Annotated in this window: 12 protein-coding genes; 6 read left to right on the top strand and 6 right to left on the bottom strand. The window is 60.4% G+C overall.

All coding sequences use genetic code 11. From position 1 onward, the window contains the following. Window positions 1–13: 13 nt before the first annotated feature. Both EJA71_RS23945 and EJA71_RS23940 read right to left on the bottom strand, forming a co-directional pair. Window positions 14–1,231: an acyltransferase gene (locus tag EJA71_RS23945; RefSeq protein WP_158959988.1), complete on the bottom strand. Its 1,218-nt coding sequence runs from the start codon at window positions 1,229–1,231 to the stop codon at window positions 14–16. Further along, entirely contained in the window at window positions 1,231–3,093 is a 1,863-nt protein-coding gene (locus tag EJA71_RS23940; RefSeq protein WP_158959986.1) for a bifunctional O-antigen ligase/aminoglycoside phosphotransferase family protein, read from the bottom strand. Before EJA71_RS23940 ends, EJA71_RS23945 begins: the two co-directional genes overlap by 1 nt. 154 nt (window positions 3,094–3,247) lie before the next feature. Here EJA71_RS23940 and msbA point away from each other — a divergent pair, with 154 nt between their 5' ends. From msbA to hldE, 4 genes are all read left to right on the top strand, one after another. Beyond that, window positions 3,248–5,050 carry a lipid A export permease/ATP-binding protein MsbA gene (msbA, locus tag EJA71_RS23935; protein WP_158959984.1) on the top strand — a complete coding sequence of 601 codons (1,803 nt, stop codon included), beginning with the start codon at window positions 3,248–3,250 and terminating at the stop codon, window positions 5,048–5,050. A 165-nt stretch (window positions 5,051–5,215) separates the two neighbouring features. Further along, window positions 5,216–5,920: a sulfotransferase family 2 domain-containing protein gene (locus EJA71_RS23930; protein WP_158959982.1), complete on the top strand. Its 705-nt coding sequence runs from the start codon at window positions 5,216–5,218 to the stop codon at window positions 5,918–5,920. Then, the gene (cysC, locus tag EJA71_RS23925) at window positions 5,913–6,524 is read left to right on the top strand and encodes an adenylyl-sulfate kinase (RefSeq protein ID WP_158959980.1); all 612 of its coding nucleotides are present in this window, start codon (window positions 5,913–5,915) and stop codon (window positions 6,522–6,524) included. The genes EJA71_RS23930 and cysC overlap by 8 nt, the downstream gene beginning before the upstream one ends. 102 nt (window positions 6,525–6,626) lie before the next feature. Beyond that, window positions 6,627–8,048, top strand: a complete 1,422-nt coding sequence (gene hldE, locus EJA71_RS23920; protein WP_158959978.1) for a bifunctional D-glycero-beta-D-manno-heptose-7-phosphate kinase/D-glycero-beta-D-manno-heptose 1-phosphate adenylyltransferase HldE — start codon at window positions 6,627–6,629, stop codon at window positions 8,046–8,048. A 43-nt stretch (window positions 8,049–8,091) separates the two neighbouring features. Here the strand turns inward: hldE and EJA71_RS23915 are convergent, their stop codons facing one another. The 4 genes from EJA71_RS23915 to EJA71_RS23900 form a co-directional block, all read right to left on the bottom strand. Beyond that, window positions 8,092–9,060, bottom strand: a complete 969-nt coding sequence (locus EJA71_RS23915; protein WP_158959976.1) for a metal ABC transporter ATPase — start codon at window positions 9,058–9,060, stop codon at window positions 8,092–8,094. 31 nt (window positions 9,061–9,091) lie between these two features. After that, window positions 9,092–9,904 (bottom strand): aldo/keto reductase, encoded by an 813-nt coding sequence (locus EJA71_RS23910; protein WP_158959974.1) that lies wholly within the window; start codon window positions 9,902–9,904, stop codon window positions 9,092–9,094. Continuing rightward, complete coding sequence (locus tag EJA71_RS23905; protein ID WP_158959972.1) at window positions 9,901–11,076, bottom strand: FAD-binding oxidoreductase; 1,176 nt, start codon at window positions 11,074–11,076, stop codon at window positions 9,901–9,903. Before EJA71_RS23905 ends, EJA71_RS23910 begins: the two co-directional genes overlap by 4 nt. A 199-nt stretch (window positions 11,077–11,275) precedes the next feature. After that, window positions 11,276–11,608 (bottom strand): multidrug efflux SMR transporter, encoded by a 333-nt coding sequence (locus tag EJA71_RS23900; protein ID WP_064585673.1) that lies wholly within the window; start codon window positions 11,606–11,608, stop codon window positions 11,276–11,278. Between the two features lie 109 nt (window positions 11,609–11,717). On the opposite strand from EJA71_RS23900, the gene EJA71_RS23895 reads away from it, so the two are divergent. Together EJA71_RS23895 and waaA are read left to right on the top strand one after the other, a co-directional pair. Further along, a complete protein-coding gene (locus tag EJA71_RS23895) occupies window positions 11,718–12,614 on the top strand; it encodes a LysR family transcriptional regulator (RefSeq protein WP_158959971.1) in 897 nt (298 codons plus the stop codon). Window positions 12,615–12,625: 11 nt separating this feature from the next. Next, window positions 12,626–13,900, top strand: a complete 1,275-nt coding sequence (waaA, locus tag EJA71_RS23890) for a lipid IV(A) 3-deoxy-D-manno-octulosonic acid transferase (RefSeq protein WP_158959969.1) — start codon at window positions 12,626–12,628, stop codon at window positions 13,898–13,900. Window positions 13,901–13,994 lie beyond the last annotated feature (94 nt).

The raw sequence follows: 13,994 nt of genomic DNA, 5'->3' as shown, positions 1-13,994 counted from the left end.
CGGTCGCTCGCATTCAGCGAGCGACTTTTTCCGACAGGCGTTTGCGGTTTTCCTGGCGCTGGCGCAGCCAGTGCAGGAAGTTTTTCCCGGCCGCCATGCCTGGCATCTCTATGTACAGGAACGTCACACTGCTGATCAGGATCAGCAGGCACGTGCACGCAGCCGCCAGAGGCAGATAGACCCAGGCCTGTGTCGAGTCCAGGTGCAATAGCAGCGGCAGGCGCTGCACCATCAACCACAAGACAAAACCGTGCAACAGATAAGTGCTGTAGCTGATTTCGCCCAGCCAGCGGATGCTGCGTGGCTTCAAGGCGCCAAACAGATTATTGCCGGACGCCACGATTACGAAAAACAGTCCCAACAAGAACAGTGGCGCTGCCTTGAATGCGCGACTGAACGCAGTAAACGCGATGACCAGTGCCAACACGGCAATGACGGTTGCCAGACGCGTCTGGCTCCACGCCACCAGGGCCGGGCGCCGAATCCAGTACGCCGCGGCGATGCCGCCGAGAAAGCTGGCAAGAAAGTGTTTCTTCAGCGAATGCTCCCAGCCGACCAGTTGATACAGCGCGTAGATGCCAACGAGGCAGAGCACGACTTGCAGCCAACTGCCGCGATAGATGAACACCAGCGCGGCCAGCGGCAATGCCAGGTAAAAGAACACTTCGTAAGCCAGCGTCCAGGTGACATTGGAAATCAGCATGCCGGTCTGTGGATACTGGTTGACGTCCGGTCGATCGAACGTCAGCCAGGCGAGGATTTGCTTGAGCAACTCGACGCCGGGCTCTTTCAGTTCCCAGTTCTGTAAATAAAATACCGTGACAAATACGATCAGCATCAGCGGCAGGTACAGCGGATACAGGCGAAATATCCGCGATATCCCGAATGCCAGCCAGTCGTGCTGCCGACCTTGCGTGAGCAGACGGTTCCAGAACAGAAACCCGGTGATCATGAAAAACAGCGCGACGCTGCCTTGTCCGAGCATCGAGTAGAAATTGCTGGGTGGAAATTCGAAGACCCCGGTACGCAGGAAAATCCACGTAATGATCGTGTGGTGCACGAATACGCCGAAGGCCAGGTAGCCGCGCAAGCCATCGATGCTCGCATAACGACTTTCACCGGAATGCTGAAGATGCCGGGCGATTTTCGGGATCGCGCGCAACAGCAGGGCGGCGGTGACGATGGCCAGCAGATAAGCCACCAGCGCTATCAAGGGATTGGTTACGTTCATCAATGAACCTGGGCCGCAATGTTGCTGGCCAGCACTTGCTTGTGCAGATTATCCACAGCGGATTTAGACGCCATCACGGCATACCCCTGGAGCAGCGCATCGAGGTGATCCTCGAACAGCCAGCGCTTGTCGACGGTGTAGCGTTGCATATGACGCAAATTGCGCTGACGCAGAGAAAGACTGAGCGGGGTAGGGTAGACCCGCAGGTCGGCCAGATCAATCAGGCCGAATTCACCATCTTCCAGCACCAGCACGTTGCCCAGATGCAGCGAGCGGAAATACACGCCTTTTTCGTGCAGCTGTGCCATGAACTTGCCAAAACGCTCAACCAGCGCCTGACGTACAGCCGGTGCGGTGATGCTCTGCAGTACCTGACGCAAGGTATGCCCCGACAAGGGTGCATAGTGTACGGCGCTGCTGCCGTCGTTCAGGCGGTACAGATTGAGCACTTGTGGCGTAGGAATGCCCATCTGGCGCAATTGCTCGCTATTGATGGCAAAGCGTTCGGAGTAAGGATTGAAACTCCCCGAGGTGTACCAGCGGCGACGACGGAACAGTTTGAGGAACGTGCCATCGCTCAATTGCAGAACTTTCGGGCCGAGGCCGTCTTCTTCAATGATTCGGGCGTCGCTGCTCATGTGCTGGAGGGCGGCTGCAGAGAGTTTTTGCACCGGTAATGTCAGCAGGCGGCGTGCCCGCTGATTGATGCTGACCGCCGCGATCAGTGCCAGCGGAATCCACAGCAGGAACCAGTGCTCTTTGGGCCGGGAAATGATCCCGCCCCCCTCGGTCAGGCCCGCACCGATGCCGAACACCAGCCAGGCCGAGGCAATGATCAATAGTGGCTGTACGCGCTGGCGCCAACTGCTCAGCAGTCCCCAGCCAATGAAAAACAGCCATGGCAGCAAACCGATGATGCCAACGTAATAAAGAACGCCCAGGGCAAAGCTGTGCGGTTCCTGAAAGGAGTAACCGACGCCCGGGTCGACCGAGAGCGTAGCGCTATAGCCATGGCCGATCCACGGATGTTCGGCAATCTTGTGAAGAACCTGTTGCCAGATTTCGAAACGGTAAGAGTCGCCCCGCTCGATGATCATCTGCGAAAACAGCGTCAGCACGGCCACGCCGCTCAGGCCCAGTGCCACCAGCAAAGCGACCGAGCGTCGGTTCCAACAAATGAAGCACAGCCACAATGCGGCCATGGTCAACGCCACCAGCGGTGTCCGGGAGCCGGTCCCGATCACTGCCATGAACATGATCGCCATCGCCGGCACGCTTAGCCACATCATGCGGCGGCGCTTGCAGGTCATGGTCACGCTCAGCCAGTAAGCACTGAAAAATCCGAACAGGTGGGAGCTGAGCAATGGGTTGTCGAAGGCACCGCCGCCGATCAGGCGCAGCCCCGGCTCATAGACCTGGGCAAACCTGAAAAGGAAATACGTGGTAGCCACCAGTGCGACCACTGCAGCGGTAAACAGCAGCGGTTGCAGGATGTCGCTGCGATAGCGCACCAGCAAATAGCAGCCGGCAAACAGCAGAAGGGTGTGCAGTGGCGGTTTGAACATACCGGCGACGGCCTCTTCGTGCGGCCCCCAGCAAAGACTGAACAACGCCCAGGCGACGAATAGCATGATGGCGATGAAAACCGGTTCACGCAGCAGCTCCTTGAGCACTCGCGGACGCAGGCACAGGGCGATCAGCGTCGGTATGCTGAACAGCCCGTAAAACAGTTTGTGATGCAGACTTCGGCCCGGCAGAAAAAACAGCGCGCACAAGAGCAAGAGATAGCCGATGGGCAAGATCCATAGGCTAATGAAATCGAAAACTCGATTGGACGTACTGCTGAAGCCGCGAAGTTGCATGCTGTGAGATTCAATCCTGAAGTTGATCGACCATTCGGATGATGGCTATTTGGTGCTGATTAAGGTGCGTAACAATAACAGCCTTTCGCCGATTGCCAGAACCCTGAACAAGCTGTGCTAAAGTCAGCGTCCTTTTTATCGACTTTCGCGTGATATGACCGACTCCAGTCCCGCCGCAAGCCCTTCGAGCTTGAAAATCTACTTCCGCCTGCTCGGCTACGTCCGGCCGTACATCAGTCTGTTCCTGATCAGCATCGTCGGTTTTCTGATTTTTGCCTCGACCCAGCCGATGCTTGGTTACATTCTCAAGTATTTCGTCGACGGCCTGTCGAACCCGGAAGCGGTACTGTTTCCGACCGTGCCTTACCTGCGCGACCTGCAACTGCTGCAGGCCGTACCGTTGCTGATCATTCTGATCGCGGCATGGCAGGGCCTGGGATCCTATCTGGGTAACTACTTTCTGGCCAAGGTTTCCCTGGGCCTGGTGCATGACCTGCGGGTGCAGTTGTTCAACAACCTGCTGGTCTTGCCGAACCGCTATTTCGACAAGCATAACTCCGGTCACCTGATTTCGCGTATCACCTTCAACGTGACCATGGTCACGGGGGCGGCAACAGATGCGATCAAGGTCGTAATTCGTGAAGGCATGACGGTGATCTTCCTGTTCGCCTCGCTGCTGTTCATGAACTGGAAGCTGACGCTGGTGATGGTCGCGATCTTGCCGCTGATCGCCGTGATGGTGCGCACCGCGAGCAAGAAATTCCGCAAGCAGAGCAAGAAAATCCAGCTGGCCATGGGCGACGTCACTCACGTCGCGTCGGAAACCATCCAGGGCTATCGCGTGGTGCGCAGCTTCGGCGGTGAAGTCTATGAGGAGAAACGCTTCCTCAAGGCCAGCCAGAGCAACACCGACAAGCAACTGCGCATGACCCGCACCGGCGCCATCTATACGCCGATGCTGCAACTGGTGATCTACAGCGCCATGGCGGTGTTGATGTTCCTCGTGCTGTACCTGCGTGGTGACGCGTCGGCCGGTGACATGGTCGCCTACATCACTCTGGCCGGTCTGTTGCCGAAACCGATCCGCCAATTGTCCGAAGTCAGCTCGACCATTCAGAAGGGCGTGGCCGGTGCCGAGAGCATTTTCGAACAACTGGACGTGACGCCTGAAGTCGACACCGGTACGGTCGAGCGCGACGCGGTTACAGGTCGTCTGGATGTGCGCAACCTCAGCTTCACCTACCCGGACACTGAGCGTCAGGTGCTCGACAACATCAGCTTCTCGGTAGAACCCGGGCAGATGGTCGCGTTGGTCGGACGTTCGGGCAGCGGCAAGTCGACGCTGGCCAACCTGATTCCGCGCTTCTATCACCACGACAAGGGCGAGATCCTCATCGACGGTGTGGAAATCGAAAACTACAAACTGCTGAACCTGCGTCGTCATATCGCACAGGTCACGCAGCACGTGACCCTGTTCAGCGACACCGTGGCCAACAACATCGCTTACGGCGATCTGGCCGGCGCGCCGCGTGAAGACATCGAGAAAGCGGCACGTGATGCCTATGCGATGGACTTCATTGCCCAATTGCCGGAAGGCCTCGACACTCAGGTTGGCGAGAACGGTGTGTTGCTCTCCGGCGGCCAGCGTCAGCGTCTGGCGATTGCCCGGGCACTGCTCAAGAACGCGCCGTTGCTGATTCTCGACGAGGCCACCTCGGCCCTCGACACCGAATCCGAGCGGCATATCCAGGCTGCACTCGATCAAGTCATGAAGGGCCGCACCACGCTGGTGATCGCGCACCGTCTGTCGACCATCGAGAAAGCCGATCTGATTCTGGTCATGGATCAGGGCCGCATCGTCGAGCGCGGCACCCACGATGAGTTGCTGGCGCAGAACGGCTACTACGCCCGTCTGAACGCCATGGGCCTCGATGCTCCGGCTGAAGACATCGCCTGATCGACCGCTGTAAAACGCCGGGTGCGCAATGCGCCCGGCGCTTTGTATCCAGACCTTTACCCTTCTTGACCAAACCGGCATAAAACCGGGCGCCGCGCTTGTTAAGGTTCCTGAACGAACTCTGACATCTATCGAGGGGGCTATCCCCGTCGCGCGGGTACTCTCATGTTGCAACGCTATCTGTGGAAACTGCTGCCCAAGGCGCAGCGAGCCTTTCTGCTTGGGCGCTTGTCGGTGGTTGACCGGCAAGCGATCAACAAATCGATGTCGGCCAATCTGAGCTTTCCCAAGGCGTTCCAGGAGCGCGGCTGTGTGTTCATCCATGTGCCCAAGTGCGCCGGCAGCAGTGTCTGCGAGGCGATGTTCGACGGCTGGCGTCCGGGGCATCTGCCGTTGTACTGGTATCAGGAACAGTTTCCGCAACAGTTTTCGACGGCCTGGAAGTTCGCTTTCGTGCGGGATCCGCTGGAGCGCGCGTACTCGGCCTTTGCGTTTCTGCGCGGTAATGAACTGAGTGGCCGCGATCAGGCCGCGCAGCAACTGGTCAGGCAATATCGGGATTTCGACGACTTCGTCTTGCGTTGGCTGCATCCCGAGAACATTCCCCGGCAATTGCACTTTGCGGCGCAGACGGATTTTCTCACCGACTCGCTGGGCCATCTGGCGCTGGATTTCATCGGCTATCAAGAACATCTGCAACGGGACTTTCAGTTGGTCTGCGAGCAGTTGGGATTGGCCAGTCAGTTGCCCCACGTCAACAGCTCCCGACAACGTCAGCCCATGCCCGCACGCGAGTTTTGCACCACGCGTACCCGGCGACTGGTGAAACGGGTTTATCAGCGTGATTACGAGTTGCTCGGTTATGAATGAAACCCTGTCGCTGCCGTCGCCAGCGCCGGCCATTCGTCCTTATGGCTTGGCGCTGTCGCATCAGGCCCGCGCCATGATCAAAGGGCAGCGTCCGCGTTGCCTGTGGCTGACGGGATTTTCCGGCGCAGGTAAGTCGACACTGGCCAATGCGCTGGAGTTGTATCTGCATCAGTTTGGCCTGCACACGTTTTTACTCGATGGCGACAATGTGCGCAGTGGCCTGTGTCGCGATCTGGGCATGGGCGATGGCTGTCGCCGCGAGAACATTCGGCGCATGGCTGAAGTAGCGCGGCTGATGGTCGATGCCGGGTTGATCGTGATCGTCGCGGCCATTTCGCCGTTCCGCGCCGAGCGTGAGGCTGCTCGCCGACTGTTTGCGCCGGAGGATTTTATCGAGGTGCACGTCAGTACCTCGTTGCAGGTCTGCGCACGCCGCGATCCGAAAGGCTTGTATCAGGCCGTTCGCGAGGGGCGGATCAGTAACTTCACCGGCGTCGACAGTCCTTATGAGGCCCCGCTGAGTGCGGAATGCCGAATCGACACCGAGGCCCTTGAACTGCCCGAAGCCTGTCAGCAGTTGGCGGCATTGCTGCTCAAAAAATAAGCAGAAATCCCAGCTGTTTCATCCTGTTGCAGCCTGCGCACAAGCGGGCATCAACCCTGTGTTAATATCGCGCCCCTGTTCATTTTGTATGTGGGTTGCTCCATGAAGTTGTCCATGCCGCGATTCGATCAAGCCCCTGTCTTGGTGGTCGGCGATGTCATGCTCGACCGTTACTGGCATGGTGGTACCTCACGGATTTCCCCTGAGGCGCCGGTTCCGGTCGTTAAAGTCGAGCAAATCGAAGACCGTCCGGGCGGCGCTGCCAACGTTGCCTTGAACATTGCCGCGCTGGGTGCGCCGGCCTCGCTGGTCGGCGTGACCGGTGATGACGAAGCCGCCGACAGCCTGAGCAACAGTCTCAAGGGTGCGGGCGTACGCGCGTTGTTCCAGCGCATTGCGCATCAGCCGACCATCGTCAAATTGCGGGTCATGAGCCGTCACCAGCAATTGCTGCGTATCGACTTTGAAGAACCGTTCGCCACCGACGCCCTGGCCCTGGGCTCGCAGGTCGATGACCTGCTCGAAGGCATCAAGGTGCTGGTGCTGTCGGACTACGGCAAAGGCGCGCTGAAAAATCATCAGGCCTTGATTCAGGCGGCGCGTGCCAAGGGCATCCCGGTTTTGGCCGATCCCAAGGGCAAGGATTTTTCGATCTACCGGGGCGCGAGCCTGATCACGCCGAATCTCAGCGAATTCGAAGCCATCGTTGGTGGTTGCGCCGACGAGCACGAGTTGGTGAGCAAGGGCGCAACCCTGATGCACGACCTCGATCTCGGTGCGCTGCTGGTCACCCGTGGCGAGCACGGCATGACCCTGTTGCGCCCGGATCATCCGGCGCTGCACCTGCCGGCCCGCGCCCGTGAAGTGTTCGACGTGACCGGTGCTGGCGACACAGTGATTTCCACTTTGGCGGCGGCGATTGCTGCAGGTGAAGAGTTGCCTCACGCCGTCGCTCTGGCCAACCTGGCAGCGGGCATCGTCGTCGGCAAACTGGGTACGGCGGCGATCAGCGCTCCGGAACTGCGTCGCGCCATCCAGCGCGAAGAGGGCTCCGAGCGTGGTGTGTTGGGTCTGGAGCAACTGGTTCTGGCGGTGGCCGATGCCCGCGCGCACAACGAGCGCATCGTCTTCACCAACGGCTGCTTCGATATCCTCCATGCCGGCCATGTCACCTACCTTGAACAGGCTCGCGCCCAAGGCGATCGTCTGATCGTGGCGGTCAACGACGATGCCTCCGTCAGCCGTCTGAAAGGCCCGGGTCGTCCGATCAACAGCGTTGACCGGCGCATGGCGGTCCTCGCTGGCCTCGGTGCGGTGGACTGGGTGATCAGCTTCCCTGAAGGCACGCCGGAAAACCTGCTGCGCGAGGTCAAGCCGGATGTGTTGGTCAAGGGCGGGGATTACGGCATTGATCAGGTGGTCGGCGCCGATATCGTCACCGCTTATGGCGGCACCGTGAAAGTGCTGGGGCTGGTGGAAAACAGCTCGACCACGGCGATTGTAGAAAAAATCCGCGGTCAATAAAGTCAAAAGATCGCAGCCTGCGGAGGCTGCGATCTTTTTGCTTTCAGGAATTCACTTTCTTGCGCGGCACAATCTTCTTCAGTAACTGTTTGGCCTTGCCGCGCAACCGCGCGAGCCCGGTCGCCTTCTCCGGTGGCGTCAAACCCTGCTGACGCAACCAGTCTTTCCAGCGAATCCGTTCCTCACGTACCAGCCAGCCATCCTGTTTGGCGAAGCTCTCGGCCAAGTACAGACCCCGCGTGCCAGCCGGGTACAACTGACCCTTTTTCAACGTATACAACTCGGCCAGCGGTTCGCCGTCCTGCAATGGCATCAGGTACAGATCCGGCCGTTTGCGATCCAGCCGCGCCACCAGTTGATCACCTTCCAGACGCTCATCGACATGAAACAGACTCAGGGATTTGGCTTCCTTGGGCACTTCCAGTCGCAGGTCGTAAATCAATTGCAGCGAAGCGGTGGGCAGATGCACGTACGCCCGCGGGCGTTCCTGCAGTTGCAGATTGGCGCAGCGCACCGGGCGCGCCGACCCGGATAACGGCGTCAGGCGAAAGGGCAGGGCTTCGCGATAATGCAGGGCCGACGCATAAGGCGCCGGCAGCCAGGTGTCATTGAAACGCCCGCCGAGCCAGCCTTCCGGGGTTTCCAGCAAGCACTCTTCAGCAATTTCCTGAATGGCAGTGTGCAGCGGGATGTTCAACTCGTGGGCTGGCACGTAACCGGAAATCAGCTTGAGCACCACGTCGCCGCGATCCTGCCGGCGCTGGCGGACCAGCACCCAATAGTCGCGATTCTGCCAGTGCAGGGTCAGGCGCACCGACACCCCAAGGTTGGCCAGCTCCAGCGCAAAGCGCTCGGCGTCCGCCACGCTGACCGGTTTGCGCCGTTGCAAAGTCTGGGTGAAATTCAGCGGCATGCCGACGCTCTGATAGGTCAGGCCTTCAGGCGTGGCTTCGACGAACAATGGCAGTGTCTTGAAGTTGCTCGGGTTCTTTCTGATGAGCGTGCGCGGCATACCAGCTCCTGCTTAAGGCCGCGAGGCGGCGTCAGTGACCACGTAGGACCTGGGCAACGGTCGCAACGTTGTGGGCGAGGTGCAGCGGATTGATCGTGCCGACAATAGCACTGGCCACGCCAGGCTGGGCGAACAGCAATTCAAAGCTGGCGCGCACCGGATCCACGCCCGGGCTCAGGCAAACATGACCGCTGGCCAAGGCTTTTTTCACCAGAATGGCTTTGCCATGGGCAGCAGCATAGTCAATGACAGCCTTCTCGTTTTGTTCGTTCAGATTGTAGGTGACCATCGCGCAGTCGCCTTGCTCCAGTGCTTTCAAGCCGCCTTCGACGGTTTTGCCGGAGAAGCCGAAGCCGCGAATCTTGCCTTCGGCCTTGAGCGCCGCGAGGGTGGCGTACACCTCCTCGTGCTCGAGGATGGCCAGGTCATTACCGTCAGAGTGCACCAGCACCAGGTCGATAAAATCGGTTTCAAGACGTTGCAGGCTCCGCTCAACCGACATGCGTGTGTGCGCCGCGCTGAAGTCGTGATGCGACAGACCATCGGCAAACTCTTCGCCGACCTTGCTGACGATCACCCAGTCCTGACGCTGACCGCGCAACAACGGGCCGAGGCGTTCTTCGCTGCGACCGTAGGCCGGGGCGGTGTCGATCAGGTTGATGCCCAGCTCACGGGCCTGCCGGAGCAGCATCCGCGCTTCGTCGTCGCCGGGAATCTGGAAACCGTTGGGGTATTTCACCCCTTGGTCGCGGCCCAGTTTCACTGTGCCCAGGCCCAATGGCGAAACCGTCAGGCCTGTGCTGCCCAGCGGACGGTGCAAGTCATGCAGGTTGGCGATGGTCATGGCAGCAGTTGCTCCCAGGCTGGAACGCCCAGCGGCGGTTGCGGCAAGGCCGGCAACGGTTCGTGGGCCTGCGGCTGGATGCCGTCGCGTTGCAGAGAGGCGATCACGCGGTCGGCGAAATCCGGTGCCAGCGCCAGTTTGGTCGGCCATCCCACCAGCAGTCGACCTTCTTCGGCAAGAAAGGCGTGGTCCGGGCGAGTCAGCCCGGTTTGCAACGGTTCGGCGCGATCCACATGCAGGGTCGCCCATTGCGTGGTGCTAAGGTCGATCCACGGCAGCAGTTGGGCGATTTCTTTTTGCGCGGTGGCGATTTGCTCGGCGGGCTCGCGGTGTACGCCTTCGCTTTCGGCGATGTCGCCGCCCATGTACCAGACCCAGTTGCCATCCTTCGCCGGGTGCGTGGTCACGGTGATGCGCGGTTTGGTGCCGCCGCCCAGGCAGTGCGCGTACAGCGGCTTCAGGCCCGGGCCTTTGGCGATGATCATGTGCAGCGGTCGGCGTTGCATGGCCGGTCGGCTGAGCCCCAGGGTTTCGAGCAACTCGGCGGTGCCGGCGCCTGCACTGAGCACGATGCGCTGTGCGCGAATCTCGCGGCCATCGACCTTGAGGCCGACCAGCACGCCGGCTTCCAGCAGCGGTTCGATAACTTGTCCGGCAAGCAGGCCGTCGCCGGCCAGATCGGCCAGACGTTGAACCAGGCTCGGCACATCCACCACCAGTTCGGCGAGGCGGTAGACCTTGCCTTTGAAGCGCTTGTCTTGCAGCGCTGGCGGCAATTGCTCGCCCTTGACCTGATCGACCCGGCCACGCACGGCTTTACTGGCGAAGAAACTGGTGAGGTTGCCGGCGAGGGTGCCGGGCGACCACAGATAGTGAGCTTCGGAGAGCAGGCGCACGCCGGACAGGTCCAGTTCGCCGTCGCCAGCCAGCGCTTCACGCCAGCGGCGTGGCATGTCGGCGATGGCTTCTGAAGCACCGGTCAACGCACCGTGCAGCGCGTATTTGGCGCCGCCGTGGATGATCCCTTGGGACTTCACAGTCTGCCCGCCGCCGAGGCTGGCGCTTTCCACCAGCACGGTCGAAAAACCCTGACGGCGCAGACGCGCATTCAGCCAGAGGCCGGCGACACCAGCGCCGACAATCAGAACGTCGGTGGAAATAACGGATGGCATGCAGCGACCTCAGGTGTTCAAGACGAGGGCGCAGTATACAGACTCGGGAAAGAGGCGGATTTGTCGATGATCAACAGGGTGAACGCAAAATTGTAGGAGTGAGCCTGCTCGCGATAGCGATCTGTCATTCAACATTTATGTCGTCTGATAGACCGCCATCGCGAGCAGGCTCACTCCTACAGGGAGATGTGTTTTGTCTTTAGTGGCCGGCAGTTTTCGAGAACAACTGGATAACGACGACGCCCAGCACAATCAACGCCATCCCCAGCATCGCCGGCACATCCAGTTTCTGCCCGTAAATGAACAGCGCCGCGACGCTGACCATCACAATCCCCATCCCGGCCCACACCGCGTAAGCGACACCCACCGGCACCGTGCGCACCACCAGCGTCAGCATCCAGAACGCAATGGCGTAACCGACGATAACCAGCACCAATGGCAGCGGCGTACTGAAGCCTTTGACGGCTTTCATCGACACAGTGGCGATCACTTCGGCGCAGATGGCGATGGCCAGATAGGCGTAGGCGTTCATGGTTCATACCCTCAAGTGAAACGTTGCTTTCTGAGGCGGCATTCTAGAGATTCCTCAGATGGGGTAAAGTCATTACCTATCTGATTTGAAGATGGGTTGGTGGGTCAGCATGCAATGGAATCTTGAGCAACTTCGGCTGTTCGTCGGCGTTGCCGAGCAGCGTTCGTTTTCTGCGGTGGCGCGCCAGCAGCGCAAGGCGCAGTCGGCGATCAGCAGCGCGATTGCCATGCTGGAGGATGACCTGGGCGTCAGCCTGTTCGAGCGTAGCAGCGGCCGTCAGCCGACGCTCACTGAAGCGGGGGAGGCGTTGCTGGAAGAGGCGCGGGAGGTGTTGCGCCAATGTGAGCGCCTCAACGGTCGGGCGATGGCGATGATGCGCGGCGAGGAAGCGCAACTGCGCGTGGCCCAGGATGAGGCGATGCCGTATCAGGCGCTGGTGGAAAGTTTCGGCGCACTGGCTGAGCAATTCCCCAGTCTCGAAGTGCAACTGACCAGCGCCGCGCAAGGCGAAGTCGCGCGCAAACTGGTGGAGCGCCGCGCCGATCTCGGCCTGCTGTTCTATCACGACGAAATCCCCGAAGCGCTTGAGCGACGCGTGCTCGGCAGCGTGGAGATGGTCACCGTCTGTGGCATCAATCATCCCTTGGCGACGCAGTCCTACGTCACCTGCGAGCAACTGGCGCAGCATCGGCAACTGTTGATGTCGACGCAAACCAGCGTCTACCCCGGCAACGAGCCGGCCAGCCCGCAAGTGTGGCGCGCCGACAGCTTCTACGTGATGGCCGAATGGCTGGTGCGTGATCTCGGTTGGGCGTGGCTGCCCCGGCATGTGGTGCAATATTCGGCGTATCAAGGGCTGATGGTCGAACTCGACAGCGAATGGACGCCGCCGGCGCTGGTGGTCGAACTGGTCTGGCGCCGCGACGAGCCCCTCGGCCCGGCCGCGAAATGGCTGGCCGAACGTTTTGCCGTGCACTTGCAGGCGATCGGCGATAAAAGTCGATAAACTCCGCCGCCATGAATAGAACTCTCTACACCGCGCTGTTTTATCTGGGGCTGCCTTTGGTGGCGATTCGGCTGTGGCTGCGGGCGCGCAAGGCGCCGGCGTACGCCAAGCGCATTGGCGAACGTTTCTCCTACGGGATGCCGGCGCTGCAACCGGGTGGCATCTGGGTGCATGCGGTATCTGTGGGCGAAAGCATTGCCGCTGCGCCAATGATCCGCGCCTTGCTGCAACGTTATCCACAGTTGCCGATCACCGTGACCTGCATGACCCCGACCGGTTCGGAGCGGATTCAGGCGTTGTTCGCCAACGAGCCGCGCATCCAGCATTGCTACCTGCCGTATGACTTGCCGTGTGCTGCGGCGCGCTTTCTGGATCGCGCGCAACCTAAGCTCGCGGTGATCATGGAAACCGAACTGTGGCCCAACCACATTCACCAGTGCGCCAAGCGCGGCATTCCGGTGGCGTTGGCCAACGGGCGTTTGTCCGAGCGCTCCGCCAAAGGCTATGGCCGCTTCAGCAAACTCACCGCGCCGATGCTTGCCGAGATGAGCCTGTTCGCCGTGCAGACCGACGCCGAAGCCCAGCGTTTCCGCGATCTCGGTGCGCGACCGGAAACAGTCGAGGTCACCGGTTCGATCAAATTCGACCTGACCATCGACCCGCAATTGCTGCAACGTGCCGCTGATTTGCGCGGCCAATGGCAAGCGCAAGAGCGCCCGGTGTGGATCGCCGCCAGCACTCACGAAGGCGAGGACGAAGTGGTGCTCAATGCCCATCGTCGCCTGCTGGCCAATCACCCGGACGCGTTGCTGATTCTGGTTCCGCGTCATCCCGAGCGTTTCAATTCGGTGTTCGAACTTTGCCAGCGCGACGGTTTTGCCACGGTGCGGCGTTCGACCGGGGTCAATGTCGATGCGCAAACCTCAGTGCTGCTCGGCGACACCATGGGCGAGTTGCTGTTTCTCTACGCCCTGGCCGACAGTGCGTTTGTCGGCGGCAGTCTGGTACCGAACGGCGGGCACAACTTGCTGGAGCCGGCCGCGCTGGCCAAACCGGTGATCTGCGGCCCGCACCTGTTCAACTTCCTCGACATCGCCGCGCAACTGCGTGAAGCCGGGGCGTTGGCGGAAGTGGACGATGCCGAAGGGTTGGCGGTGGAAGTGCAGCGGCTGTTCGAGTTGCCGCGTGATGCGCAGCGAATGGCCGAGGCCGGGCTGGCGGTGATGCGGCGTAATCAGGGCGCGTTGCAGCGGTTGCTGGATGGCTTGGCGCGGCTGATCAAATAAAGCAAAAAGATCGTCCGATCGCGGCCCGAGCCTTCGGCAGCTCCTACAGGGGGATGTGTGTGCGGTGAGTTAAAGGAACATCCCGCCCGAAGCC

The sequence above is a fragment of the Pseudomonas sp. PB106 genome (assembly GCF_009764645.1).
GTDB lineage: Bacteria > Pseudomonadota > Gammaproteobacteria > Pseudomonadales > Pseudomonadaceae > Aquipseudomonas.
The sequence above is the reverse complement of the archived record's forward strand: the minus strand, read 5'-3'. Positions and strand labels throughout refer to the sequence as shown.